The sequence below is a fragment of the Roseimaritima sediminicola genome, from assembly GCF_009618275.1.
In the GTDB taxonomy this organism is placed as follows: Bacteria; Planctomycetota; Planctomycetia; order Pirellulales; family Pirellulaceae; genus Roseimaritima; species Roseimaritima sediminicola.
Window position 1 is genome coordinate 1 of record NZ_WIAD01000029.1, and the last position, 26,502, is coordinate 26,502.

Below are 26,502 nucleotides of genomic sequence, written 5' to 3' on the forward strand. Positions count from 1 at the left end.
CTGCAATCGGCGGATCGGGGCCAGCTCAACACGGCTCATTCGGCGATTCAGACGCTCGACTTGGCGCAGTGCTGGACGCTTGATCCGACCGGCAACTGGTCGCACTATCGCCAAGACGACAACGGGAATGGGACTTGGAATTTGATCCAGGACCGGACGGCGAACACCGTCAACGAGATCACCGACATCGACAACCCTTCCGGGACGCCGTGGGCCACTCCCGCCTACGACAAGAACGGGAACAGCACTAGTATTCCCCGGCCTGATTTGGGCAGCGGTGCATCGATGACCGCTACCTATGATGCCTGGAACCGGATGACCAAGCTGGTCGACAACTCGACCTCGAACACGTTGCTTGAGAACGAATTCGACGGTCGCAACTTCCGGATTGTCGCCAAGCAGTACAGCGGTGGCACGCTGTCGGACACCCGGCACTTTTACTTCACCGACAGCTGGCAGTGCGTCGAGGAACGACTGGGCAGTGGCACGACGCCTGAGCGGCAGCACGTGTGGGGGCTGCGTTACATCGACGACTTGGTCGTTCGGGATCGGGATACCAATGCCGACGGAACACTCGACGAGCGGCTGTACCACTGTGCGGATGCCAATTGGAACACCGTGACCGTCGTCGATAGCGGCGGTAGCGTCGCGGAGCGCTACGAGTACGATCCCTACGGTCAGCTGTCCTTCTTCGCAGCGGATTACACCGTTAGGACCACCAGCTCGTACGACACCCGCTACACCTACACCAATCGAGAATGGACTCCGGACGCCGCGATCTACTACTTCCGCAACCGTTGGTACAGCGCGCAGTTGGGACGGTTCTGCTCCAGAGATCCGATTGGGTATGGCGATGGCATGCATCTATTTAATTATTTGGTGAACCAACCTTTGGTACTGATCGATCCATTCGGGCTAGTTCGTCTCGTTCCAGAACGGCCAACGCCGCGAAGAGAACCACATCCTAGAATTGCTGTTATTCGATGTTACATAAGATGTCTTTCGAGCCAAGACAGCAGCGTGGAGGAAGCTATAGGGGAATACGAGTATCTGATGCGAGTATGTGAACAGGAGTGGTGGACATGCTATGATGAGACGGCTTGCGAGACGCAACAGAGACGGCTCGATGCCTGCACCGATGATCTCAAGCAATGCAGGAATGAGGCGACTTTAATTCGAGACTGGATGATAGGCAACGCTATCAGGGAAGCCCATCAATGTATTGCGAGGTGCAACCAAGTGTTCCCTCAGGGCATAGCTCCACCTATACGCCCTGCGGAGCTTGAGCAAATGACGCCTTCAGAATTGGAAGAATTCTATGATTTCCTTGAGATTCTCGAAGCTTCTCCCCCACATGAACGCAAGTAGTGTCGCTGGATCAATGGTCGCGAAATATTTTGTTTCCCTTATTGTTTTCGCCTGCTGTGTCAGCGACTCAGCCAGCAAGGGTGCTTTTGGAGGCGAAGACCTTGCCAGTCTTACTCGCCGGGTCGTGCGTGAATGCAAACGTCGATATAAAGAAAGTGAGGCAATTCAATTGGAGGCCAGTTTGAGCCTTGGGTCTGAGCAGGCAGGTTGGCAGAAGCACGCGAATTTCGGCATGCTGAAAGGTCTGGACGACCGTTTTCGCTTTGAATATCGCCGCGGCTATTCAATGACTTTACTGGGAAGCGAAGGAAAGGTTGTTCAGAAAGCGTCATACATGAATGAGCCGAGAGTTTGGGCGGACCGATCGGCTGTCATGCCGTCGCTCACAGGCAGCACAGGCCGCGCAGGTCGCTACGTCTTTCAGTTAGCATTCTGGCAAGACGGACCCGGGACGCTTTTCTTCTTTTTGTCGCAAGGCAAAGGCATTCGCGTTCGAACTGTCCGGAACCACACGGTGCTTGAGGTAAAATCGGATAGAACCTTCGGTTCGTACGTTTTCTATATTGACATTGAAAGCTATGATTTAATACGAGTCGAAGATATTTCGGATGATATATTGCATCAAAAAAATGTTCGGATAGATTTTGACACCCAGGTGGACCCAAAGATCAGTGGAGAAGCATGGACAGCCAAGCGGTATTTTCGTCTCATTGATGACTGAGGAATTGAACCCAGGTCAATCAAATGGTTCATCGAGCAATCAAACGGGTCAGCAATCAAACGGGTCAGCAATCAAACGGGTCAGCAATCAAACGGGTCACAGCAATCAAACGGGTCAGGCTTCTTTGACGAGCATTCTGAAGCTTGCACCGGAGCAAAGCGACGATGATCGGGGGGCGACTAGAGGAAGTCGCCATCTTCGGCTAGATCCGCCGCATCGAGCAATCGTAAGATGTTCGCGGGAATGTCTCTGCCGCAACCTGTTACAATAACGCTACGGTCGGCAGCGGCAGCGTGATCAATCAGGTCACGCGCCAGTTCAATGGGTTCGGTCAAGTGACACAGACGTTTCAAACCCACAGCGGAGCGGTCAACACATCGACGACGCCCTCGGTCGGCGCATCCTTTACCGATGGCAGCAACAACACGCTTCGTCCGACCGGTATCAGCTATCCCGATGGCCGCACGGTTGCTTATGGATACGGCAGCAGCGATTCGATCGATGATTTCTCCAACCGCGTCGCCACGCGGACCGACGACGATTCCACGGTCCTGGCCGAACATGATTGGCTGTACCGGTATGACGGACTGCATCGCCTGCAATCGGCGGATCGGGGCCAGCTCAACACGGCTCATTCGGCGATTCAGACGCTCGACTTGGCGCAGTGCTGGACGCTTGATCCGACCGGCAACTGGTCGCATTACCGTCAAGACGACAACGGCGATGGATTCCGATAGAGTCAGCAAATCTCAAATCTCAGACCCTACCGCACCTCGTATAGCTCCACCGGGCCTCCTTCGATGGCTTGCTGCGTCCGCGTCAGGACGCCGGCTTGTTCGAGCCGCTCGAATAACTCGGGCGTGATTCGGGGATCAAACCCGTAGGTGGATCGCAGCCGCTGGATCTCGCCCCAGTGGACCAGCACGTGCGTCCAGCCGGCTTGCTCGAAAGCTTCGTGCCACTGCGACTCGGGCAATGTTGACGTGATCGCGGTCAGGGGCGAATCGTCGAAGGTGGTCGAGTAATCGACGGGCACTTCGAAATCGAACACCGCGGCGTCGCCCACCGACAACACTCGGTCGCTCCGCTGCAACCGCTGGTTCACGTACCGCACGTGGGCACCGACCCGCGATGGGCCCTCGGCCGTGCGATCGACGCGAAGCGCCGACAGATCGACGGCCAGGCGGACGTCGCCCAGCAACGGACCGCTGATCATCAATCCGTTCAGGGCGATGCCGAAGGCGCCGATGCCGACGGCCGCACGCGTGCCCAAGCGCTGCCGCAGCACGTGCCAGCCGGCGCCGGCCAGCAGGAACAGCAAGGGCAGGACGGGGACCAGAAAGCGAGCGATGCGATGCGTCAACAACCACCACAGCAGCAGCGACAGCAGCAGTCCGCCGGCCGCCCAGCGAACCGGACGCTGCCACCAACGGTCCGCCAAAGCCAGCAGGGCCAACGGAACCAGCAACAGGCTCTGGCCCTTGGCTTGCCAGGACAGTCGTGCTGCCGCGGCCGTCAGCTCTTGCCAGGACATCGGCCCGGTCGCATGGCCGCGATCCCACTGCTGAATCTGTTGCTGGCTGAATGAACGCCCGCCAAACACTTCGCCCAGCAGCGGATACACGGGGTTGCCGGTCTGGACCAAGTTCTTCAGGAACCACGGCCCCGCGACGATGCCGGCGACCAACGCAAAGCACAACAGCGCCGAGGCTCGCCGCGCCGCCCGCACGTCGGATTGCCAGAACCAACAGGCCAACCCCAGCGGCAGGACGACAAACACCAGCGCCGGATACTTGCACGCCAAAGCCGAACCGGCAAAGAAACCGGCCCAGCCCGCCGCGACGTTTTTATTTTCGTCTCGATGCTGCAGCGTGATCACCACGATTAAGACACCGGCAGCCAGGTAACAAGCGACCGCGGCGTCGATCAGCCCCAGCGCGGCGCCTTCGATCATTTCCGGCATGGCCAGCGCCAGCGCTGCAGTCCATAAACCGGCCGTCCGCCCGGCAAAGCGAGCCACCGCACACGCCGACAAGACGGCCGCTAGAAGGGCGTAAACCGCGATCACCACTTTGCCCGACAGCGCCCCCCACCACCACGGCGAATCGTTGGTGGCGATGCGCCACCAATCCATCGTGGCCAACGCCTGCATTTCCGCCGCCATGGGCATGCTGCTGTAAATATTGTGCGGCAGAAAAACAATCTGTCCCTGCTGGGACCACTCCTTGGGCGCCTGCAGATGGTACTCCCGCACGTCGTACTCCGCCGGCGGCAACAGGGCCCGCGCGACGACGACCAGGGCCAACACGACGCCTGCAAAGAGGGCCACATAATCGGCCCAGGCGAAGGCAGCCCCCGAGGTCGCCGTCTCGCTGGCGGTTTCCGCAGCTGATTCGCTGGCCGGTTCGCTGGCCGGCACCGATCGCCGGCGCAGCAGACCGGCTGCCACGGCGGTCAGCGCAAGGGTCGCGACGGCCACCAGCGGACCGCTCCACCAGCGACCGATCCCGCCGGCCAAGCCCACGGCAAAGACGACCAGCGAATGCATGCTCAGCCCCACGGCCAGAGCCATCGCCAGCGCTTCGGCGCGTCGCCCCCACGACGTTGATTCGGACCGCGTCGAAAACGGCGGCGCGGCCGACAACAACCAACGGCCGCACACCCAGGCCAGCGTCAACACGCCGGCGGCCACGGCCAGGACCTTCATCCGCTGCAGCAGGCCGGCGCCGCTGACCGGGCCGGCGAACCACCCCTCGAGGATGGACTCCGGAGCAAACAACAGCAGAACCCGCGGCCCGTTGCCTTCGCCATCGGCCGGCATGATCGCGGCGGGCCACTGCGGGGCCAGCAGGTACAGCGCACACCACAGGGCGGCCAGCAGGAACGCGGCAGCCAGCACAATGCGCTGCCACGGCGGGGCTTGGCTCCGCTCGTCCGCGGCGGGCGAATGGCGTTTCCGTTTGGATCGGCTGGACGAATTATCCGGAGCCGACGACGTTTTCGTTTTTTTGCTGGGCATTCGACACGGGCAGACAAGGTTCATCTCGATATGGCGGACTACATTGTAGGTGTCCGCTGGCTTTTTTGCGGCGGCCCACACGACAATCCCCAGTGGCTACGGCCGCCGAAGGAGCCAGTCGGCGGCGAACTTCTTCCCTCCCACGTTTCCCAATCCGCTCCCCACCATGACTTCCCAACGCATCACCGGCATCCTGACCCCCAACCTGACCCCCGTCGATTCGCGAGGCCAAGTCGACGAGGATTGCCTGCGAGGTTACGTGGACTGGTTGATCGAACGGGGCGTCGATGGTTTGTATCCCAACGGCAGCACCGGCGAATTCGTGCGGTTCACGCCTCAGGAGCGTCGCCGAATCGTGGAGGTGGTGGTCGACCAAACCCGCGGCCGCGTGCCCGTCCTGGCCGGTGCGGCCGAAGCCAACGCCCGTGAAACCATCGAAGCCTGTCACGCCTATGGCCAGATGGGTGTGCGTGCGGTGGCCATCGTGGCTCCCTACTATTACCGGCTGAGCCCCGAAGGCGTGTACGCGTATTTCCGCGAGATCGCCGATGCCGTGTCGGTGGACGTGACGCTGTACAACATCCCGCTGTTCGCTTCGCCCATCGATGTCGACACCGTGCGCCGCTTGGCTCTGGAATGTCCGCGCGTGGTCGGGATCAAGGACAGCTCGGGCGACTTGCCGAACATGATGCGCATGATCCAAGCGGTCCGTCCCCAGCGCGACGACTTTACGTTCTTGACCGGCTGGGATGCGGCCCTGGTGCCGATGTTGATCGCTGGCTGTGATGGCGGCACCAACGCGACCAGCGGCGTGGTCCCCGAATTGACGCGTGCCCTGTATCAAGCGGTCCGTCGCGGCGACATCGATGCCGCGATGCAGATGCAGTACCAACTGCTGCCGTTGTTCGATACGATGATTGGTGCCGGCGAATTCCCCGAAGGCTTCCGCCAGGGCGCTCGAGCGCGAGGCTGGGAGATGGGCGCCGGACGACAACCCACCACACCGTCGCAGCAAGCGGCCATCGATGCGGCCAAGGGCGAGATCGAACGCCTGGTCACGCAATTATCAAGCAACCCCACGGCGGCCAATCGCGGTGACCGGGAAACGATCGATGCCATCGTGCGGCGCGTGCTGGAACAGTTGTAGGCACATCCGTATTCTTCTGAACTCCGCAGGTTTTCCCACCATGGCCAGTCCCGCCTCGTTCCTGTTCGCTTCCCTGGCCGTCACGCTGTTGCTCGGCGGCGTCGTCACCGCCCAGGACTCCGGCTCCCAAGGTCCCGGCAACACGGTGACGGACGTCTGGTTCGGCACGACCACACCCCGCGGCGGGCTCAGCAAAGGCATCTACCACGCCCGCTTCGACACCGCATCGGGCAAACTGGCCGAGCCGACCCTGGCGGCGGAGATTTCCTCACCCGGCTTCCTGACGCTGCACCCGCGGCTGCCGATCCTGTACAGCGTCGGCAGCTGGGAAGGCGAGCCTTCGGTGGTGGCCTACCGCGTCGACGAAAACGACGGTTCCCAGCTGACGCCGATCAATGCCCAGCCGATCGGCGACGGCGGCGCTGCGCACCTGAGCGTCGACCGCAGCGGCCGCGTCTTGTTGACGGCTCAGTACGGTGGCGGTTCGACGGCGCTGTTTCCGCTGAACGAACAAGGCGAAATCCAACCCCGTGCCCAGCTCGTCAAACACCGCGGTGGCTCGGGAGTCGTCGAGCGGCGGCAGAATGCTCCTCACGCACACTGGGTGGGCACATCGCCGGACAACCGATTCGTGTTTGTTCCCGATCTGGGCTTGGACCAAGTGGTCATCTACCGCCTGGACCTGGGCGCCAACCCACCGCAGCTGCACGCTCACGGCGCGGGACAGTGCCCGCCCGGCTCCGGCCCCCGGCACATGAAGTTCCATCCCGATGGAGACTTTGTTTACGTCCTGAACGAGCTGGCCCTCAGCGTCACGGTGTTCGCGTACGATGCCGAGGCCGGTCGCATGCAACCGATCCAAACCATCGAAACGCTCAGCGAGGCTCAAAAGGCCGGCGAAGCTTTCAACAGTGCTTCGGAAATCCGCGTGCATCCTTCGGGCAAGTTCGTCTACAGCGCCAACCGCGGCCACGATTCGATCACGGCCTTTGCGGTGGATTCCCAGAGCGGTCGACTGGAATTAATTGAACAGGAACCGATCCGCGGCGGCTGGCCTCGCAACTTTGCCTTGGACCCCAGCGGTCGCTGGTTGATCGCCGCGGGCCGCGACAGCCACACCGCAGCCGTCTTCGCCGTCGACGCCGACAGCGGGCATTTGACCTACCAGCGTCAAATGGCCATGGTGCCCAGCCCGATCTGCGTGCTGTTCGAGCAACCGTAGAGTGGCATAGGCTTCCAGCCTGTGAACCAGTGGCATAGGCTTCCAGCCTGTGAACCAGTGGCATAGGCTTCCAGCCTGTGAACCAGTGGCATAGGCTTCCAGCCTGTGAACCAGTGGCATAGGCTTCTAGCCTGTGAAACATTCTTTCTCGTACTCGAACCCCACGCGTTGATTGTCGCGTCAACGGCTCTTTTCCCGCGACATGACGAGCACGAGTACCGCTGCGCTGAGCACGAGCACGAGCACGAGCACGAGCACGAGCACGAGTACCGCGGAAGAAGAAAGCCTTGCCGGTCCAAACTCTGGCGAGTTCAGCTACGGGAGTTCGGCTACTTTCGCGGAGCGAAAGGCGACACTGGATTCCCATTGCACCGATTCGCTGGGGCTTGCTAACGTGCCGTTTTGTTGCCCTCCTTCCGCTTCCGCTCGACCGGCTCGGCTGTGGTATGCCCACGCGTTTGACGCGATACATCCTGTTTGAGATCTTCCGGATCTTCCTCGTGGCGCTGATTGCGTTGACGTTGTTGATCCTGGTGATCGGAGTTGCGCGTCAATTGATTCGCGAAGGCATGGGCCCGATGGCCGTGCTGGAGCTGTTGCCGTACGTGCTGCCGATCAGCCTGCAATTCGCCCTGCCGGCCACGGCGTTGTTCGCGGTCTGCTGTGTGTACGGCAAAATGGCTGCCGACGGGGAGATCTCGACGGTTAAGGCCGTGGGCATCTCGCCGGTCCAGCTGATGAAACCGGCGTTTGTGTTTGCGGCGCTGCTAAGCCCGGCCGCGGTCTGGCTGGGCGATATCGCCGTCTCCTGGGGCGAGCCCGGCGTGCGCCGCGTGGCCCTGCATTCGCTGGAAGAGATCACCTATCGCGTGCTGAACGCCGAGCATTCCTACACCCGCGACAGCGTGTTTTCGATCTCGGTGTGCGACGTCCAGGGCAAGACGCTCGAGGGCCTGACCGTCACCTTGTACGGCGATCGCGACGAGGCGCCCACGCAGATTTCCGCTCGCCAGGGACAACTGGAACTGGACCCGGAGCGGATGGCGTTGATCCTCCGCGTGGTGGACAGCCAATTGACCGGCGGCGATTCGCTGCGGGGCAGTTTTGACGGCGAGGACGTCATCGAAATCTCGCTGGACAATGCGGTCGTCACCCGCAGCCCCGCCGATACCAGCCCCAGCCATCTGCCGCTGAACCAGATGCGAACCGAAGCGATTCGCACCGAGAAACAGGTGGAAAGCGATCGCGGCCGGCTGGCCGCGCAGGTCGGATTCTCGCTGCTGACCGCCCGCTGGCAGGACATCGCGGCCGATCCTGTCCGCCCGCTGGAGAACCGCATCGCCGGCGGCAGCTACCGCCTGGTACGTCTGCGCGCCGAGCCCTGGCGACGCTGGGCCGGCGGATTCAGTTGCCTGTGCTTTGTGATCGTCGGCGCCCCGCTGGGCATGATCACGCGCACGGCCGACTACTGGACCACGTTCGGAATGTGTTTTCTGCCCATCCTGTTGGTTTATTATCCGTTGTTCATTTTCGGGCTGGATCAAGCCAAGGACGGCGTGTTGCCGCCCTACGCCGTGTGGCTGGGGAACCTGGTCCTGGTGGCGATCGGCATCGTGCTGATCCTGCGAGTGCGGCGACACTGACCGGCCGCTGAGCCGCCGGGGCCGCGGCAAAAAACGATCTCCCTGAAACCGGCTTTGCGAAACCCCGCCGGGTCGCCTATGATCTTGGCCAGCGATCGGCCACCGTGTCAGCAAGGGGTGCTGCTTTTGGGGCTGTGATCGCAGGGTAACTGCAAAGCACAGGAGGAACTTGCGATGACCCGTATTCGACTCAGTCAGGCTGAAGAGCAGATGCGACTGCGTAGCGAACGCTTGCAGATGAGCATTGCGGAGATGAAGCTCTCGGTCCGAACGACCAACTGTCTGGAAGAGACAGGGATCTTTACGGTTCGCGATCTACTGAACGCGACCCCCAAGAAGTTGCTTTCGATTTCCAACTTCGGCGAGAAGACGCTGGAAGAGGTTTACGGAGCGTTGGAGACGCTGGGATTCTTTCGTCCCGGCCGCAAACCGGTGGAAGTGTAGGCCAACCCTAAACCAACCCCGTGCGATTTCCCAAACCTTGGAGCAAGAAACGCGGCAGCCGTCAGGTGGGCCGCGCGTTGGTCGGCACGGTCGGTGAAGCCGCCTTCTTTGCGGCATTGTTCTTGGCCGGCGTATTCATCTTGGCCCTCACGCTGGCCCAGCGTTTTGTTGCCGGTCCCTGGCCCCCGCTGGCCACCGGACTGGGCTTCTGGACCCTGGTTGCGTTGGCCGCGGGCATGATCCTGATGGCCGGCACGAGTTTGCTGTGGGGCGTTTTGCAGATCGGCTCCAGCCGCGAACGCCGCAATGTGATGGCGGGCCGAGCCGAAGAACTGGAACTGATGGGCCGGGCGGCCCGCGAGTTTCCCGCGGTGCCGCGGGGCGTGAACCTGACCGACAGCCCCGGCACACGGCTGACCTATCGGCTGCCGGCCACATCCTGGCCCGGCAAACGCCTGGCCGCCGCCACGGCTCTGGCCTTGATGTGGAACACCGTGTGGTTGGTGTTGTTGGCGGCGGTGATCGCCGGTTTCTGGTCGGATTCCCCGCGGTGGGTCCTGACCGCGCTGCTGTTCCCACTGGCCGGAATCGGCGTCTGGGTCCTGCGGTACTATGTGCGTTGCCTCCGCGAGGCCTCGGGCGTGGGCGCGACGATCGTGGAAATCGACGAGCATCCGCTGCAGCCCGGCGGCAGCTACCGCGCCCACGTGATTCAGCTGGGCCGGATGACGCTGCGGAGATTGCGGGTTGAGTTGATTTGCGAAGAAGAGTCGACTTTTCGGCAGGGAACCGATATTCGGGTTGACCGGCATCGGATTCTTTCGGAAATAATTCAAGAACAATACAATGTAACCATTGACCTGGGGCGGCCTTGGGAACAAGAATTCCAGCTCCAGATCCCGTCCGGCGCGATGCATTCCTTCCGCAGCCCTCATAATGCGGTTCATTGGAAGGTCATCGTTAGTGGAGAAGCCCGACCGTGGCCATCGTTTTGCCAAAGTTTTCCCGTCGTCGTTCAGCCAGCAGCACCGCTCCCGAAACGGAACCCGCGGTAAGCTTGATGTTCTGCCGGGAGGACCAGCGTTACAGCGGCGGCGACACGCTGTCGGTGCGGTGGTGCATCCACCCGCCGGCCAGCCGTTCGGCGGCCACGGGCGAAGAGGCCTGGGACGCCTCGATCATCCAGTCGCTCGAGACGTCGGTGATGTGGTACACCGAGGGCAAGGGCGAAGAGGACTTCAAGGTGCACGCTTTCCGCCGCTACGGCATGGCGGAACTGGCGGCCATGGAGTTGTCCGAGCCTCAGATTCTGGAAGCCGAACTCCCCTACAGCCCGCACAGTTACGAAGGCCAGCTACTACGGATTTGCTGGTGCGTGCGGCTGCGTTTATTCCTGCAAGGCGGCGACGAAATCGTGGCCCAGCATCCTTTTCTGCTGACGGCCACCCATGCTATCGATTGAACGCACCTCCCGGCCCCCGCGACACCAGCGGGGACCGCGTCCGGATCGCACCGCACCGCGTTGGCGGCGGTCCAACCCCTTCGCCACACGGTTCACGAGGCCCGGCGCACTTCGCTTTGCCGCCGACAACCCCAGCGATATCCGCGGCCTGTGCGAGCGGTTCGACCAGCTCCACCAGGCGGCGATCGTGGGCCCGCACGGCAACGGCAAATCCACCCTCCTGCAGACCCTGCTGGTGGAACTGCGCGAGCGCTACGCCCAGGTGCATCTGTGGCGGCTGCAAGCCGGCCGCCGCGTCCCGCTGAGCCTGCTGGGACACATCCTCCGCTGCCGCGACGATTCGCTGACGATCATCGACGGCTTTGAACAACTGCCCGCGCCGCTGCGTCGCGGCATCGTCCACTGGGTGCGGCTGCGTCACGGCCGCCTGCTGGTTACCGCGCACCGCGACCAACCCCCACTGTCGACGCTTTGGCGAGCGGAAATCGACTACCACCTGGCGCGACGACTGACCCTCCGCCTGCTGGCCGATTACGGCGACGTACGGCCGGCGATGATGGCTTGCTTCGAAGCCCACTGGCAGCGTGGGCAGCGCAATCTGCGCAATCTGTGGTTTGACATGTACGACGATTTCGAACACCATCGCCGAACCGCCGCGCGATAGCGCGAACCGCCACGCGATAGCGCGAACCGCCACGCGATAGCGGCAGGATCCGTCAGAAACGCTGTTCCCCGTCGTTCTTGGATTTTTCACCATGGCTGTCCGCCTGCCCGTCCTCCTCAGCCAAAGCCCCGACGGTTCCAGCCGTCAGCAACAGCGCCAGACCGAAACGGTGATGGGGCTGTTGGGCGTCGCCGGTCTGGACGTCAGCCTGATCGGGCCGCTGGGACGCGACACCCTCTCGGACACCGACCGCCTGGTGCTGGAATCCCAGGAGCGAGACTTTGCCCTGGTGTCCGCGCTGCCGCCAGAACAAGCCATCGACGTCCTGACCTCGCTGGGCATCTCCGGTCGCCGAGCCGCCCATCGTCTGGATCCGCAGGCCGACCCCGGAACGGGCCGCAAGATTTTTTGCCTGGACTGGTCCGCGGCCGGAACCGGCGACGCGCTGCTGCGAGCCCTCGAGCAGATCCTGGCCGAGCAGCAGACGGTCACCATTCCGCTGCAGCTGGCCCCGCCGCAGCGTGCGGCCGCAACCGGTTCGGCCACCACCGGCAGCGACTCGCAACCCGCGGCTCGCCGCCGGCCGGAAGCCCGCCCCGCCGCGGCTGAGGTCGCCCCACCGTCCCGGCCCGGCTCGGCCAGCGCCAGCGATGATTCGCTCGATGCGTTGGTCCAGGACCTGAACGATCTGGATCTGTAACCCCCGCCCGTTCTAGGGCGGCCCAGAATTGCCGCGTGGGGTGTCGGCTGCTATCCTGGGACAAACGAATTGAATCGTTTGATTCGAATAGATCCGAATGCAGGCCCCGCCTTGCAGTGCACTTCAATTGACGAGACGGCCCATGTCGGCGATCACCGTTGAGACCAAAGAAGAAGTTGTTGTGGTGTATTTCACCGACGGGAAGATTTTAGATAGCCAACGCATCGAGCAGGTTGGCCGCGAATTGCAGGAAACCGTCCCTCAGGCGACCCACAAACGCCTGGTATTGAACTTCCGTGGGGTGTCCTTCATGTCTTCGGCGATGATCACCAAACTGGTGATGTTGAACAAGACCTGCAAAGCCCAAGGGATCACCCTGAAGTTCTCGGATGTTTCGCCCAACGTCATGGAAGTCTTCAAGATCACCAAGCTGAACAAGTTGTTCGACATCTATGACAGCGAAGAGAAAGCCATCGCCAGCTTCGACAAAAAAGGTTGGTTCGGTTGAGCCTTCTTGCGAGCGGTCGCCGGCCGTCGAACGTCTGCTCGAAGAGCAGCAACAACGGTTTTCGCACGAGCTGCACGATGTGCTGATGCCGCTGCTGTTCGCCGCCCGTCTGCAGGCCGAACAGGTGCGGGACACGGCCGCTGCGTCGTCTGCCCCAGACCGGCAAGACCAGCAAGAACCGTTGGCGCGGCTGGTCGACTATCTCCAGCAGGCGTCGGCCGAAGCTCGGCGTTTGATCGTTGAAACGCACCCGCCCGAACTGGAGCAATCCAGTTGGCATCAGGCGCTCGAGCATTACCTGCAGCGAGGTTTGCCGCCGCACGGGGTGGAGATTGAATTACAATTGGAGCCGGCCACGGCGTCGGTTCCTGGACCGGTGGCGTTGGCTCTGTACCGGATTGCGCAAGAAGCGATCCGCAACGCCCTCCGCCACGCGGCGCCACGCCGGATCGAAGTGACCTGCCGAGGCGACGGTGCGGAGCACGCGGTGCTGGACATCGTGGACGACGGCCGCGGCTTTGATTCCAACGCGGTCGACCCGAATCGATTCGGCCTGCGCAATATCCGCGCCCGCGCCGAAGCGGTAGGCGGGCGGGCCAGTATCGATTCGACCCCCGGCGCCGGGACTACGGTCCGCGTCGAAGTTTAATCTCCTTCCTTTACCATTCCTCACCTCGGAGCTCTCAGTGACGACCCCAACTTTCCCCTCCAGCGTTCGAATTGTGTTGTGTGCCGGCGTCGCCGTTCTCGGTCTGACGGGCCGTGCCCAGGGCGAAGACGGCCACAAGGCCCCCCCGGAACCGGAGAACATGACGTCTCTGTTCAACGGCAAAGACCTCAGCGGATGGGACGGCGATCCGCGGCTGTGGAGCGTCAAGGACGGTGTGATCCACGGCGAAACGACCAAAGAAGAATCCACCAATGGGAATACGTTCCTGATCTGGCAGGGTGGCAACACCAAGGATTTTGAATTGCGTCTGTCCTTCCGCTGCAACGCCACCAACAACTCCGGCATCCAGTACCGCTCGCGGCACATCACCGAAGGCAAACCTCGCAACCCCTGGGTCGTTCGCGGCTACCAGCACGAGATCCGCAACGAAGAAAACCTGCCCAACGTCTCCGGTTTCATCTACGACGAAGGCGGTCGCCGCGGTCGCATCTGCCTGGTCGGCGAACGGGCCACCTGGGACGAAGATGGCAAACACGTGGCCGACGAGAAACTGATCGACGAAGAAGCCTTCGCCGAACTGTTTCGCCTGGACGATTGGAACGATGTGGTGATCATCGCCGAGGGCAACCACATCCGTCACTACATGAACGGTCGCCTAACGCTGGACTTCACCGACAACCATCCGGAACTGGCCCTCCGCGACGGCAAACTCGCCCTGCAGCTGCACGCCGGCAAACCGATGTGGGTGGAGTTCAAGGACATCCGCTTCAAGCAAAAGTAGTGGCATAGGCTTCCAGCCTGTGAAAAGTGGCACGGCTGTCCCAGCCGTGAACCCACACACGTCTCGGCTGGGACAGCCGAGCTACTTTGCTTTTCTCGTATCGGCCAGACGCCACAGGTACCAAGCGCCCAGGGAACGGTAGGGCTGCCAGTGATCGGTCAGCTCCGCGAACTGGCGGCGGGCCGGCAGCTTGGGCAGATCATGGAGGGCCGCCAAGCCGCTTTTGACGCCGAAGTCGTCGACCGGCATGACGTCCATCCGGCCGAGGGTGAAGATCAACAGCATCTCCACGGTCCAGCGACCGACGCCGCGAAGCCGAATCAGTTGCTCGATCAACGCCTCGTCGCTCATCTCGGCTGCTTGTTCGCGGGTCGGCAACTCGCCGCGAGCGGCCGCACGAGCAATCCCGCCCACGGCGGCGGCTTTCGTAGCCGAGAACCCGACCGCGCGAAGTTTTTCTTCGCTGGCTCGGCGAACCTGATGCGGGGTGGGAAAGTGGTTGCCGCGAAAACTGTCCTCAAATCGCTGGAGAATGGCCCGAGCCGCGTTGGCGTGCAGCTGCTGGTAGGCGATGGATCTCACCAGGGCTTGGTAAAGGTCACGGTCCCAATCGACCTGCCATGTGCTGCGTCCGGCTTCCGTGACCCAGGGCCCCAGCCGATGGCACTGGGCCACCAAGTGTTTCTCGCCACGGCGCAGCTGACGCACGAAGCGTCGCTGCAGGCGAAGTCGCTCGGGGTCGGCGGGCGTCTCGGGGGCTGCGGGCGTCTCGGGGTCGGCGGGCGTCATGGCAATGGCGTCGAAGCGGGACGGATTATACGGCGGGGCATCCTACTGTCTTGTTCCCGCCGGGACGTGTGTGGGTTCACGGCTGGGACAGCCGTGCTACTTTTCACAGGCTGGAAGCCTATGCCACTAACGTCGTCGGCGGCTGCCTGCGTTGCCTTGATACTGTAGCCAGGCATCGACGTAGCCCTGGGGCGCTCCGCGGAACGCCCGCTCGAACGCTTCTTCAAACGAGGCATCCCCCAGCAGGGCTCGCATCAGTTGATCGAACTGCCGCCGGCTGGTGCGTCCGAGCATCTGAGTGCCGATTCCAAAGGCGACCAGGTCGGCGTCCTCGGGCGTCAATCGGCCTTTGAGAAACGCATCGGGTTTGTCCATGGCCGCAACCGCCTCGGGCAATCGCTCTCGCCACGCCTCGACTTGCGGGTTATCGCCGTCGCCCAGCTTGGCCGCCGCGGCCCGTCCAATTCCCTCGGCAAACCACCGCGGTACGGCTTGGCCTTGCATGACGATCGCCAAACTGGTCAACGGCGCCAGAAGCCTCGCCTCCAGTTCCGCCTCGGTGTCCTGGGTCGTCACCACCACGGCGGCGTAGGCATCGATACCGTCGTAGCGCCAGTGCTCCTGCCAAGCCGATGGGATCGAGCGCCGCTCGACCATCTTGGCGAACTCCGAGTAATCGTAGCGTCGCGGCAGTACGAACAACGTCACCCGGCCTTTGAAGAGCGGGGCGTCGGAGCGGGCCGGCAGGATTGTCCGCACCTTGTCGAGCGCCTGCTGGGCGCTCTCCAGGACGATGTCCAGCGTCTGCGGACTGGTGTTGCCGACCACAAAGAAGTGATCGCTTTCGGCGGTAACGGTATTTTTCCGGGCGGCCGGCGTAGCCCCCAGTTTCCAATTGTCGGCGGCCAGCTCCTTGCGGCGCTCGGCGAGTTCTTCGTGCGTGGCACTGCGCGCCCAAGCCAGTCCGGCCATCGTCCGCAGCGGTTGGTCCTCGCTGTTGCCGTCCAGTTTTGCGCCTTCATCGATCCAGGTACTGATCAATTGGATTTCCTCATCCGCCAGGGGCGGCCGTCCACCGGCGGGCATGATGTCGCCGGCTTGGCCGCGCAGCTTCTGCACCAACAAACTCTCGTCGCCATTGCCGGGCTGGATGATCGCGTCGCTGTCGCCACCGCGCAGCAACTGGGCGAACGTGTCCATCCGCAACCCGCCGCGCACCTGCATCGCATCGATGTGACAGCCGTTGCAATTGGCGACCAACAGCGGAGCGACGTCGAGGGCAAAGCTGACGGTCTCCTCGCCGGTTGCGCGTTGGGTTTGCAGTTGCGGACTGGGCCGTGCCGGTGCGTCCTCGGTACCGCCACGGGCATAGGACGTCAGCGGAGCCTGCGGCGAGGGGCCGTCGAATTTGGCCCCCTGTTTGATCCAGTCCTTCAGCACCTGGAACTGGTCGGGCGGCATCGTACCGCCGCGCGGCATGTCGCCGGTTTCGATGGTTTCGATCAACCGGCTGCCGACCGTATCGCCGGCAAAGACCACGACGCCCTCGGGCGGCCCCCGCATCAATTCGGCAAACGACGCCAACGAGAAACGCCCCTTGGCATCATTGATATGGCATCGACCGCACTGCTGGACCAAGATCGGAGCGACATCGCTGGCGAAGCTGACTCCGTCGCCGGAGTCGCCGTCCGGCGTCATCGGCTGCTCGGCCGGTTCGTCGTCGCCGCTTGTCTCGGTGGCCGGGGTTTGCGACTTGGGCGTCGGCATCGCGGGACGCTTAAACGGCGGCACCCGCACGCCCTCCAGCTCCAGCAGGGCCGAGGCCCGAATGATGCGGCCAAAGCTGGGCGCGAGCTTCTCGTACACCTCCCGGTCCGCAATCTCCATGGCGGTGCCAATCCGCTGGATCGCTTCGCGGATCTGCTGGCCGCACTGCTCGTACTGGCCTGCTTGGTAACTGCGTCCCGCCTGGGCGACCGCGTCCTCGACACGTTTGACCGCCAGCCGCTGCTGCGGCGTCAACTCGGCATAGACCACCGGTCCACCGCCAAAGATCAAGAGGACCAAACAACACAGTCGCTGGAAACGCAACATGGGGGCTCGCACAGAAAGGGCAGGGGACGATCAACCAAACACGCCGAAGCGCGGAAACCACCATTGTAAACCGCGCCCCAAAAAGAAACGCAAAATGCCCCCCTCATGTACTGGGAAATCTTAGATCTCAAAAGCCCCCCGCGAACCCCCGCGGGTGGTTTCGATGCCAGTTCCAGGCGGTTTCCACGATCGAGCGGACGTCGGTGTAGCGCGGGGTCCAGCCCAGTAGCTGCTTGGCCAGAGAAGCGTCAGCGACCAACTCGGGCGGGTCGCCAGCGCGGCGCGGGCCCATGACGTCGGGAATCGGATGCCCGGTGACCTCGCGGCAAGCCTCGATCACCTGCCGCACGCTGTACCCATTGCCGGTGCCGAGATTCACACAGATCCCCTTGCCCGGCTCCAGCCGCTCCAGCGCCGCCAGATGGGCGCTGCCCAGATCGTCGACGTGCACGTAGTCGCGAATGCACGTTCCATCGGGCGTGGGGTAGTCGTCGCCAAAGACCGTGATCGATTCCCGCTGTCCCAGCGCCACCTGCAGGACGATCGGGATCAGATGCGATTCCGGATCATGGTCTTCGCCGATGCCGCCCTCGGGACTCGCTCCGGCGGCGTTGAAGTACCGCAGGGCGGCGTAGCCGAGGCCGTAAGCGGCCGCGTAATCGGCCAACGCTTGTTCGAAGACCAGTTTCGTAAAGCCGTACGGATTGATCGGCTGCTGCGGCGTGGTTTCGGGAATCGGAATGGTGTCCGGCTCGCCGTAGGTGGCCGTCGTACTGCTGAAGACCAGCTTCGAGACACCGGCCTCACGCATCGCGTCGAGCAACTCCAGGGCGGCGATCACGTTGTTGCGATAATACAGCGCCGGATCGTTGACCGATTCGTTCACCAACGCAAAGGCGGCAAAGTGCATCACCGCCTCGATCTGGTGCGCGCGCATCGTCTGCACCAATAACGCTCGGTCGGCCGCCTCGCCGACGATCAGCCGGTCGTCCGGTACGGCCTCGCGGTGCCCCCGGGACAGGTTGTCGTAGACGTACACCTCGTGCCCCTGCCCGCGCAGCAGCCGCGCGCAGTGCGACCCCACATAACCCGCACCGCCCACAACAAGGATATTCATCATTCGTCCCGCAGATTGATTGCGACTGTTGTTACCTGTATTCGACCGGCCGGAAACACGTCGCCGGCGGCCGCCGGCCGATGCACAAGATAATCGGCAGTGGCTGTCTGTGCCATCGAACTTGCCAGTTGCCCGCGAACCAGCCGTTGCCAGCGAACCATCCGTTGCCAGCGAACCAGCCGTTGCCCGCGAACCAGCCGTTGCCCGCGAACCAGCCCGGGACCTTGCATGCGACAAACCAAACTCCAGCGTCTGCGCGACAAAGGCCCTAGCGCTACCAAGGCTTCGGCCGCCAATACGCTGTCGTTGTGTGACGACTTCATCGCTTACCTGCGCGGCGAATGCCACTTGGCCGAGAACACGGTCGCCGCCTACCGGCGCGACTTGACGAAGTTCACCCAGTGGTTGGGCTCGCGGCGCGTGGGCCAGCTGAAGATCAACGACCTGTCGCAGTTCGTCGCCACGCTGCACGACGCAGGTTTGGCGCCGGCCAGCATCGCCCGCAACATCGTGGCCGTCCGCACGTTCTTTAAATACCTCCAGCTGGAAGGCACGGTAACCGACAACCCGGCGGAATTGTTGGTGGCCCAGAAAGCCTGGCAGCGGATGCCCAAGGTGCTCTCACCGCAACAGGTCGAACGCTTCCTGTCCGCACCCAGCCGCCGCGAACCGTTCTGGCAGCGCGACCGCGCGATGCTGGAGGTCCTGTATGCCAGCGGGTGCCGAGCCAGCGAGACGTGTGGGCTGCGGCTGAGCGACCTGGCCCTGCCCGAACGCCACCTCCGCTGCGAGGGCAAAGGCGGCAAGCAACGCATCGTCCCGATCGGCGGGCGGGCGATCGAAGCGATCGAGCGTTACCTGAGGGAGCTGCGTCCGCGGTTGCTCCAGCGCGGCCCCCGACCGACCGAGGCCCTGTTTCTGTCGCGTACCGGCCGGCCTCTGGAACGCATCCAGCTGTGGCGCTTGGTCAAACGCTACGCCGTGGTCGCCGACATTCGCAGCGAGATCAGCCCGCACAGCTTGCGACATAGTTTTGCCACCCATCTGTTGGCCGGCGGAGCGGACCTGCGGCAGGTGCAGGAGATGCTCGGCCACGCCAGCATCCAGACCACACAGATCTACACCCACGTCGACCATTCGCGGCTGAAACGTGTGCACCAACAGTTCCACCCCCGCAGCTGATACGGGTCGGTCTTTTTAGTGAGCCATTTAGGCGAATTCGCCCCATTTCTGCGTAGCGGTTGCATCCCTGGGGGCTCCAGCTACGCAGAGGCCATCGGGCAGGGTAGGGCAGGCCCGGTCAACCCGTACCTGACAAACCGAGGCCTGGTTCGCTACACTGCGCTGGCCACAGAAGAAGCCGATGGGAGCAGGTAGGCGGGAGGCTTCCGGTTTATCAACCGTTTTGGCGTTCGCCACGGTTGTCACGCTGAACCGGGGGTTAGCGCCCAATGCCATCTACTTTCACCATCGCTTGCGATTGAAGCGTTAGCGGAGCGGCGCAAGCCGCCCGGTGTGTGAAGATTCGCACCGCAAAACCGGACGGCTCGCGCCGTGCCGCTACAAAGGAAGTGGCATTGGGCTAGTGCCCACACGGCTGATTATCCTCCAGATCGTTTTCCTTCCACTTAGGTTGATCCATTCCCATGATGCGACTTGCCGTTCACGGTGCTGCCGGTCGAATGGGACGCCGCGTGGTCGCTTTGGCCGCCGATGACCCCGCTTTTCGTTTGGTGGCCGCCATCGAACAACCCGAACATCGCTGCATCGGTCAGGACGCCGGCACGCTGGCCGGCTGTGGCGAGAAAGGCGTCCCGGTCTCGAGTCCGTGGCCCGAGGCGATCGATGTGGTGATCGATTTCTCCTTGCCCGAAGCCGTCGAAGGGGTGGTCGAACAATCGCTGCAGGCCGGCGCCGCGTTGGTGATGGCGACGACCGGACTGAGCGACCAGCACCATCGACGGCTGCGCGAAGCCAGCGAGCGGATCGCGATCGTCTGGGCGCCCAGCATGTCGCTGGCCGTGAACCTGACGATGAAAATGGCCCAGCAAACCACCGCGGCCCTGAAGGACATCGCCGGCGGCTTGGACGTGGAGATCATCGAACGGCACCACCGCTTCAAAGAAGACGCCCCGAGCGGAACCGCATTGAAATTCGGCCAGTTGATCGAACAGGCGTTCGCCACCGATGACCAGAGCCGCGGGATCGAACACGTGCACGGCCGCGAAGGCAAGACCGGCGCACGCGGCCGCAACGAGATCGGTTACCACGCGGTACGCACCGGCGACAATCCCGGCGAGCATACGATCGTCTTTGGGATGTTGGGCGAAACCATCGAACTGAAGGTCGCCGCCTCCAATCGCGATTGCTACGCCGCCGGAGCGCTCGCGGCGGCCAAGTGGCTCGACGGTAAACCGCCGGGCCTGTATTCGATGTTTGACGTTCTGGACATGTAAACCGGGCTCTGCAACACAGAGCCTGACAGCAGATCGGGGAGGCCGACACGCGGTGCGTTGCGAACAGGGGTATCTGTGCGAGGTCTGCGGCCTGGACGTCAGCGGGATTGCCGACAGCGACCTGTACCTCCGCTATGTGATCGGGGAACTGGACCCCGAGGTCCTGCACACCTCACCCGAACGCCACCTCCGCTGCAATCCCGTGCTGGCCCAGTTCATCCGGCATCCGGATTTTGAACCCGTCAACGTCGACGGTCCGTTTGATCGTCGACAGTTGGACGCCCAGTACGTGGCGGACCGAGAAGCCTTGGTGACCCGCGGGTTCGTCCGCTTGCTGGAGATCGCGGCGACCGGCGGCGACCGCGATGTCACCGAGTACCCGCTGGCCGAAGCGATCCGCAAGTATCGCGGCGATTGACGCATCATCCCTATCAGGCGGAACCTCGCGCAGTGAAAAGCAGAATCCTGAAACGTGGCTTTGCAAGCCTCTTGGTGACGCAGTTCTTCGGCGCGGCCAACGACAATATCCTCAAGTTCGTCCTGACCTACATGGTCATCACCGGCGGGGTCTGGGCCGATCAACTGGGCAAAGGCGGCCAGGCGATCGTGGGCCTGTGCTTTACCTTGCCCTTTATCTTGCTGTCGGGTTACGCCGGACAACTGGCCGACCGCTTCTCCAAACGCTCGGTCAGCATTGCCGTTAAGACGCTGGAGATTCCGATCGCGTTGGCTGCCGGGATCGGCTTCTGGAGCGGCAACCTCTGGTTGACCCTCGGGGCCCTGATCGCGCTGACCTGTCAGAGCGCGTTCTTTGGACCGGCCAAGTACGGGATGATCCCCGAACTGGTCAAGGATGAAGACCTCAGCCGCGCCAACGGCACAATCAACATGATGACCAACATCGCCGTGATCTCCGGCACCCTGGCCGCCGGTTACATCAGCGACGCCTACAATCCTCTGCCGGCGGCCGACGGCTCGACGACCCCCGGTCTGCTGTGGTTGCCCTGTGCGGCGATGGTCCTGATCGCCGCGGCCGGGTTGCTGGCCGTATTGTTCCTGGACCGTCTGGAACCGGGCGACCGCGATCTAGAGTACGACTACAACCCGTTTACGATCTACATCACGGCCATCAAGGAGATGGCGCAGACGCGGATGTTGATGGTGATGATGGCCTGGGGATACTTTTATCTACTGGCCGGATTGGCGTTTTTTATTCTGCCCGAATACAGCACCGTGCTGAACATCGACCGCGGTTCGACAGGCATCCTGATGGGCGTGCTGGGCGTCGCGGTCGGCGTCGGCTGTGCCTTTGCCGGTTTGGTTTCCGGGCACCGCATCGAAGTGCGATTAATTCCCCTGGGCGCGGCCGGATTGGTGGTGTTCTTCGCTCTGTTGGGCTTCGTCGAACCGAAACTCTACGGCGTCCCCCGAGCGGCGGGCGAGACGCCGGCGGCGGCCGCCGCCGCGGAAGGGGCCGCTGGGCCGCAGGTGCAAGTCGATGGCAAACCGGCCGCGCTGTCAGGCGTGATCGCGGTGCCCAAGCGCGAAGCTTCGGTGCTGGAGGTCGCCCTCAGCAACGTGTCCCTGTTCATTTTTGGCGCCGGATTCTTTGCCGGCTTTTACATCATTCCGCTACAGGCCCTGCTGCAGAAACTGTCGCCCGACGGGGAGCGTGGTCGTTTCCTGGGCACAGCCAACGCCGTGTCGTTTGCGTTCATGACCGTCTCGGCGGTGGTCTACTACGCCGTGCGAGCTCCCTTCGGCGACTCGCCCCAGCGGATCTTCCTGCTGTGTTCGGTAATGATGGCTGCCGGCACTCTGTTCTTTCTGTGGCGGCTGAAAGGCAGCGGCGTGATGTCCAAATAAGCACGTCGCAACATTTGATTCGGCTTTACTCTCCCTCTGGGAGAGTCGGGCTCTTAGGCCCGGAGAGGGTTTTCGTAGGGCCCTCCCCGGGCCTAAAAGCCCGACCCTCCCGCTGCGCGGGAGGGTGTTGTCGCGGGGTTTCACCGAAAGATTCATGCCGACGTGCTTAAAGAGAAAGGGGGGGCAGGACTCCGCACGCCCCCCGCTTTTCGAGGCCGCCGAGCAGGAGGGATTTCCCTTCGGCACCGCAGGTTGTGTATGATGAGCGTTCCATCCCGTCCGGTGTAGATTAGGCTACACCTTCCCTTCCTTTTTGGAGTCCTCCCTATGCATTCTGACCCCGCCTCGCAACACGCCCGTGACCGTCGATTATTTCTCAAAGCCGGTGCGACGGTGGCGGCCGCGACCGTCGCCATGCAAGCTCGCAGCCAAGCTCAGGAGACCGGCTCGAGCGACGCTGCCGACGTCGTCACGGTGGGCATCATGGGGGTAAACGGCCGCGGCCGAGCGCTGGCCAAGGGGTTTGCGGCCGACAGCGGGGCTCGCGTGGCTTACGTCTGTGACGTCGATTCGCGAGCCGCGGACCGAGCGGCCGCCGAACTGGAAAAGGGAGGACACGCCAAACCGGAGACGGTTGGCGATTTCCGCCGCATCCTGGACGATTCGTCGATCGACGCCTTGGTCGTCGCCACGCCGAACCACTGGCACGCTCCGGCCACCATTATCGGCTGCGATGCCGGCAAACACGTGTACGTCGAAAAACCCTGCAGCCACACCGCTCAGGAAGGCGAGTGGGCGGAAGCCGCCGCGAAGAAGCACAAGCGGGTCGTCCAGATGGGCAACCAACGCCGCAGCTGGCCCGCGCTGCAGGAAGCGGTTCAAAAGATTCACGAAGGCGACATCGGCGAAGTCCTGTATTCTCGTACCTGGTACAACAATCGCCGTCCTTCGATCGGTACCGGTAAGATCACCGAGCCGCCGCAGTGGTTGGACTGGCAATCCTGGCAGGGGCCTGCGCCGCACATGCCCTACAAAGACAACGTCGTGCACTACAACTGGCACTGGCATTGGCACTGGGGCAACGGCGAACTGGGCAATAACGGCATCCACGCCCTGGACGTCGCCCGCTGGGGTCTGGACGTCGCCTTCCCGACGCGGGTCACCGCCGGCGGCGGCAAGTACCGTCATGATGACGACCAAGAAACCCCCGACACGATGATGGTCACCTACGACTTTGACGAAGGCAAAACCATCACCTGGGAAGGCCTCAGTTGGTCGACGCTCGGCCCGCACGATTCGCGCTTCGGGATCAGCTTCCACGGCACCAAGGGTTCGCTCGTGATTCGCGGCTCGGGCTACACCCAGTTCGACCAACAGGAAAAAGTCGTGGCCGAGAACAGCGGCGCGGGCGGCGACCGCGATCACTTGGCCGACTTCCTGGACGCGATCCGCACCTCGCGAGCCTCCAATTCGAACATCGTCGAATCGCATCGCAGCACGCTGCTGTGTCACCTGGGCAACATCGCCTACCGCACCGACAGCGTCCTGCAGACCGATCCCTCCAACGGCCACATCCAGGACAACCCGGCCGCGGCCGAATTGTGGACCCGCCAGTACGAACCGGGCTGGGAACCGCAGGTCTGATTCCCCCGGCAATGATTTCGTTTCCCCGCGCCGCTTCGGGCTCCAGACGCGGCGCGGGTGCTGATTGACACCTCAAGTTCTTCCTCCCCAAACGACAAGCTTCATCCTTCCATGCGCACCTTCCTCTCCCTGCATCTGTTTGCCGCCGCGGTCGTTGCCGCGGTGCTGGCCGGTTCGACCTCTGCGGCCGATGCCGACACCTTGAAAATCGGCATCATCGGCCTGGACACGTCCCACGCTCCGGCCTTTGCCAAAACCTTTAACGCCGACCCCGCCGACCCGGAAATGCTGAATTGCCGCGTCGTGGCGGCCTATCCCTACGGCAGCTCGAAAATCGAATCCAGCGCCAGCCGGATCCCTAAGTACACCGAACAGATGTCGGAGATGGGCATCGAAATCGTCGACTCGATCGACGCCTTGCTGGAACGAGTCGATTGTGTGCTGCTGGAAACCAACGACGGGACGCTGCACCGCGAGCAAGCCGCTCAGGTGATCGCCGCCGGCAAGACGATGTTTATCGACAAGCCCGTGGCCGCCGATCTGGTCGACACCCTGGCGATCTACCGCTTGGCCGACAAACACGACGTGCCGATCTTCTCCAGTTCCTCGCTACGCTACACCGACGGAGCCCAAGCGATCCGCAGCGGCAAACACGGCCAGGTGCTGGGCTGCGACGCGTACAGCCCCTGTGCGCTGGAACCTTCGCACACGGATCTGGTTTGGTACGGCATCCACGGCGTGGAGACGTTGTTCACGTGCATGAAGGCCGGCTGCGAGAGCGTAACCCGGACCAGCACCGACGATTTTGAACTGGTCGTCGGCAAGTGGTCCGACGGTCGCATCGGCACGTTCCGTGGCCTGCGAACCGGCAAACGCGGCTACGGCGGAACGGCCTTCACCGACAAAGCCATCCAGCAGATCGGCGACTACCAAGGCTACCGGCCGTTGGTTGTGGAGATCGCCAAGTTCTTCCGCAGCGGCAAGCCACCGATCGATCCGCAGGAAACGATCGAGATGTACGCCTTTATGGAGGCGGCCGACGAGAGCAAACGTCGCGGCGGCGAGCCGGTCACGATTGCCGAGGTGATGAAGGCAGCCCAGCAGAAACTGGACGCCGAAGCGAAGTAGGCCGTCGTCGCCCTAGGCTTCTTGTGCCCATAGCCGAACTGGCCAGAGTTCGGACCAAACAGTGGCATAGGCTTCCAGCCTGTGAAACCAGTGGCATAGGCTTCCAGCCTGTGAACAGTGGCATAGGCTTCCAGCCTGTGAACCTACCTGCCCTCGGCTGGGACAGCCGAGCTACTCTGTGGCATAGGCTTCCAGCCTGTGAACCTACCTGCCCTCGGCTGGGACAGCCGAGCTACTCTGTGGCATAGGCTTCCAGCCTGTGAAGCTACCTGCCCTCGGCTGGGACAGCCGAGCTACTCTGTGGCATAGGCTTCCAGCCTGTGAACCCAAGCTCCGCCGCTATCGGTGAACGCTCGGCTGAGACAGCGGGAGCGACAAAACGGGGGGCTGCCGTCCAAACTCTGGCTGGTTCGGCGGCGGCTCTCCGAGTCGTGCCTGATTCAGCTGGCGGGATCGTCGTCGTCATCCAGTGCCAAAGGAATGGCGATGGCCGCGGCGATCAACAGAGCCAGGAAGACGGGGTTCGTCAACCAAGCCCACAGGCCGCCGGGATGGGCTCCGCGAGCCACCTGGGGATCGACCTGGTGCACGATGCCTTGCTTGGCACCTTCGGGTGCGGTTTCGGCGGTCCACAAGCGGTATCCCGCAGCCGTGCTGTGGCTGACCACTTGATACAGACCGGGCTTGGGCACCGTGTAACGGAAACGCCCTTGTTTGTCGGTCCGCAATTCTTTCAGTGGTTTGCCGTCCTGTCCGATAACGACCGGCGCATCTTCGACGCCTCGGCCCGCATCATCGACCAGGGCTCCGCGGAGCTGGCCGTCGTGCAGGACGACATCGCCGATGGTGCGTTTAATTTGCACCGAGGGTGCCGGTGCGTGCTGGCCGGTATCGATCGCACCCGCAGCGGTCGCACCGTCGGCGGCGATCACTCGAGGCGCGACCAGGTAGACGGACATCCAGAGGGCCAGAGCAACATGGATCCATTTGGGCAGTTTCATTGCGACTCTCGTTCAGCAGGGTAGGGCGATCCGCCGCAAGCGCAAGATGTGCTGCGGC

Annotated in this window: 26 protein-coding genes; 20 read left to right on the forward strand and 6 right to left on the reverse strand. The window is 62.8% G+C overall.

The window, feature by feature from the left end; translation table 11 throughout:
- Together GE027_RS14220 and GE027_RS14225 are read left to right on the forward strand one after the other, a co-directional pair.
- Window positions 1-1,368: RHS repeat domain-containing protein (locus tag GE027_RS14220; protein ID WP_162006739.1), on the forward strand; the 1,368-nt coding region annotated here is incomplete at its 5' end.
- Window positions 1,355-2,089, forward strand: coding sequence for a hypothetical protein (locus GE027_RS14225; RefSeq protein ID WP_153557874.1), 735 nt, complete (start codon window positions 1,355-1,357; stop codon window positions 2,087-2,089). The genes GE027_RS14220 and GE027_RS14225, both read left to right, overlap by 14 nt.
- A 179-nt stretch (window positions 2,090-2,268) precedes the next feature.
- Here the strand turns inward: GE027_RS14225 and GE027_RS14230 are convergent, their stop codons facing one another.
- The gene (locus tag GE027_RS14230; RefSeq protein WP_153557875.1) at window positions 2,269-2,424 is read right to left on the reverse strand and encodes a hypothetical protein; all 156 of its coding nucleotides are present in this window, start codon (window positions 2,422-2,424) and stop codon (window positions 2,269-2,271) included.
- On the opposite strand from GE027_RS14230, the gene GE027_RS14235 reads away from it, so the two are divergent.
- Window positions 2,425-2,826, forward strand: coding sequence for a hypothetical protein (locus tag GE027_RS14235; RefSeq protein ID WP_153557876.1), 402 nt, complete (start codon window positions 2,425-2,427; stop codon window positions 2,824-2,826).
- Window positions 2,827-2,852: 26 nt separating this feature from the next.
- On the opposite strand, the gene GE027_RS14240 is transcribed toward GE027_RS14235, so the two are convergent.
- Window positions 2,853-5,108, reverse strand: coding sequence for an ArnT family glycosyltransferase (locus GE027_RS14240; protein ID WP_162006740.1), 2,256 nt, complete (start codon window positions 5,106-5,108; stop codon window positions 2,853-2,855).
- A 166-nt stretch (window positions 5,109-5,274) separates the two neighbouring features.
- On the opposite strand from GE027_RS14240, the gene GE027_RS14245 reads away from it, so the two are divergent.
- The 11 genes from GE027_RS14245 (at window position 5,275) to GE027_RS14295 (ending at window position 14,349) form a co-directional block, all read left to right on the forward strand.
- On the forward strand, window positions 5,275-6,255 hold the full coding sequence (locus tag GE027_RS14245) for a dihydrodipicolinate synthase family protein (RefSeq protein WP_153557878.1): 981 nt from the start codon (window positions 5,275-5,277) through the stop codon (window positions 6,253-6,255).
- 40 nt (window positions 6,256-6,295) lie between these two features.
- On the forward strand, window positions 6,296-7,477 hold the full coding sequence (locus GE027_RS14250) for a lactonase family protein (RefSeq protein ID WP_153557879.1): 1,182 nt from the start codon (window positions 6,296-6,298) through the stop codon (window positions 7,475-7,477).
- 446 nt (window positions 7,478-7,923) lie between these two features.
- Window positions 7,924-9,120, forward strand: coding sequence for an LptF/LptG family permease (locus tag GE027_RS14255; protein ID WP_153557880.1), 1,197 nt, complete (start codon window positions 7,924-7,926; stop codon window positions 9,118-9,120).
- 174 nt (window positions 9,121-9,294) lie between these two features.
- Complete coding sequence (locus tag GE027_RS14260) at window positions 9,295-9,564, forward strand: DNA-directed RNA polymerase subunit alpha C-terminal domain-containing protein (protein WP_153557881.1); 270 nt, start codon at window positions 9,295-9,297, stop codon at window positions 9,562-9,564.
- 20 nt (window positions 9,565-9,584) lie between these two features.
- A complete protein-coding gene (locus GE027_RS14265; RefSeq protein ID WP_153557882.1) occupies window positions 9,585-10,619 on the forward strand; it encodes a hypothetical protein in 1,035 nt (344 codons plus the stop codon).
- 2 nt (window positions 10,620-10,621) lie between these two features.
- Window positions 10,622-11,026: a hypothetical protein gene (locus GE027_RS14270; protein WP_153557883.1), complete on the forward strand. Its 405-nt coding sequence runs from the start codon at window positions 10,622-10,624 to the stop codon at window positions 11,024-11,026.
- Complete coding sequence (locus GE027_RS14275; RefSeq protein ID WP_153557884.1) at window positions 11,013-11,690, forward strand: hypothetical protein; 678 nt, start codon at window positions 11,013-11,015, stop codon at window positions 11,688-11,690. The genes GE027_RS14270 and GE027_RS14275 overlap by 14 nt, the downstream gene beginning before the upstream one ends.
- Window positions 11,691-11,781: 91 nt before the next feature.
- Window positions 11,782-12,390, forward strand: coding sequence for a hypothetical protein (locus GE027_RS14280; protein ID WP_153557885.1), 609 nt, complete (start codon window positions 11,782-11,784; stop codon window positions 12,388-12,390).
- A gap of 142 nt (window positions 12,391-12,532) precedes the next feature.
- The gene (locus GE027_RS14285) at window positions 12,533-12,898 is read left to right on the forward strand and encodes an STAS domain-containing protein (RefSeq protein ID WP_153557886.1); all 366 of its coding nucleotides are present in this window, start codon (window positions 12,533-12,535) and stop codon (window positions 12,896-12,898) included.
- Window positions 12,843-13,547: a sensor histidine kinase gene (locus GE027_RS14290; RefSeq protein ID WP_153557887.1), complete on the forward strand. Its 705-nt coding sequence runs from the start codon at window positions 12,843-12,845 to the stop codon at window positions 13,545-13,547. The genes GE027_RS14285 and GE027_RS14290 overlap by 56 nt, the downstream gene beginning before the upstream one ends.
- Window positions 13,548-13,707: 160 nt before the next feature.
- Entirely contained in the window at window positions 13,708-14,349 is a 642-nt protein-coding gene (locus tag GE027_RS14295) for a 3-keto-disaccharide hydrolase (protein ID WP_153557934.1), read from the forward strand.
- Between the two features lie 81 nt (window positions 14,350-14,430).
- Here the strand turns inward: GE027_RS14295 and GE027_RS14300 are convergent, their stop codons facing one another.
- The 3 genes from GE027_RS14300 to galE all read right to left on the reverse strand — a co-directional run bounded on the left by GE027_RS14300 (window position 14,431) and on the right by galE (window position 18,349).
- Window positions 14,431-15,138 carry a DNA-3-methyladenine glycosylase family protein gene (locus tag GE027_RS14300; RefSeq protein WP_153557888.1) on the reverse strand — a complete coding sequence of 236 codons (708 nt, stop codon included), beginning with the start codon at window positions 15,136-15,138 and terminating at the stop codon, window positions 14,431-14,433.
- A 126-nt stretch (window positions 15,139-15,264) separates the two neighbouring features.
- The gene (locus GE027_RS14305; protein WP_153557889.1) at window positions 15,265-17,232 is read right to left on the reverse strand and encodes a c-type cytochrome domain-containing protein; all 1,968 of its coding nucleotides are present in this window, start codon (window positions 17,230-17,232) and stop codon (window positions 15,265-15,267) included.
- Between the two features lie 127 nt (window positions 17,233-17,359).
- A complete protein-coding gene (galE, locus tag GE027_RS14310; RefSeq protein ID WP_153557890.1) occupies window positions 17,360-18,349 on the reverse strand; it encodes a UDP-glucose 4-epimerase GalE in 990 nt (329 codons plus the stop codon).
- Window positions 18,350-18,577: 228 nt separating this feature from the next.
- Between galE and xerD the strand changes: the two genes are divergently transcribed.
- The 6 genes from xerD (at window position 18,578) to GE027_RS14340 (ending at window position 25,443) form a co-directional block, all read left to right on the forward strand.
- Complete coding sequence (gene xerD / locus GE027_RS14315; RefSeq protein ID WP_153557891.1) at window positions 18,578-19,531, forward strand: site-specific tyrosine recombinase XerD; 954 nt, start codon at window positions 18,578-18,580, stop codon at window positions 19,529-19,531.
- Between the two features lie 464 nt (window positions 19,532-19,995).
- Window positions 19,996-20,805, forward strand: a complete 810-nt coding sequence (dapB, locus tag GE027_RS14320) for a 4-hydroxy-tetrahydrodipicolinate reductase (RefSeq protein ID WP_261344053.1) — start codon at window positions 19,996-19,998, stop codon at window positions 20,803-20,805.
- Window positions 20,806-20,857: 52 nt separating this feature from the next.
- Window positions 20,858-21,223: a hypothetical protein gene (locus tag GE027_RS14325; RefSeq protein ID WP_153557892.1), complete on the forward strand. Its 366-nt coding sequence runs from the start codon at window positions 20,858-20,860 to the stop codon at window positions 21,221-21,223.
- 32 nt (window positions 21,224-21,255) lie between these two features.
- On the forward strand, window positions 21,256-22,671 hold the full coding sequence (locus GE027_RS14330; RefSeq protein WP_162006742.1) for an MFS transporter: 1,416 nt from the start codon (window positions 21,256-21,258) through the stop codon (window positions 22,669-22,671).
- A 327-nt stretch (window positions 22,672-22,998) separates the two neighbouring features.
- Entirely contained in the window at window positions 22,999-24,315 is a 1,317-nt protein-coding gene (locus GE027_RS14335) for a Gfo/Idh/MocA family protein (protein ID WP_153557894.1), read from the forward strand.
- A gap of 111 nt (window positions 24,316-24,426) precedes the next feature.
- Window positions 24,427-25,443: a Gfo/Idh/MocA family protein gene (locus GE027_RS14340; RefSeq protein WP_153557895.1), complete on the forward strand. Its 1,017-nt coding sequence runs from the start codon at window positions 24,427-24,429 to the stop codon at window positions 25,441-25,443.
- A gap of 440 nt (window positions 25,444-25,883) precedes the next feature.
- On the opposite strand, the gene GE027_RS14345 is transcribed toward GE027_RS14340, so the two are convergent.
- Complete coding sequence (locus tag GE027_RS14345) at window positions 25,884-26,444, reverse strand: carboxypeptidase-like regulatory domain-containing protein (protein WP_153557896.1); 561 nt, start codon at window positions 26,442-26,444, stop codon at window positions 25,884-25,886.
- Window positions 26,445-26,502 lie beyond the last annotated feature (58 nt).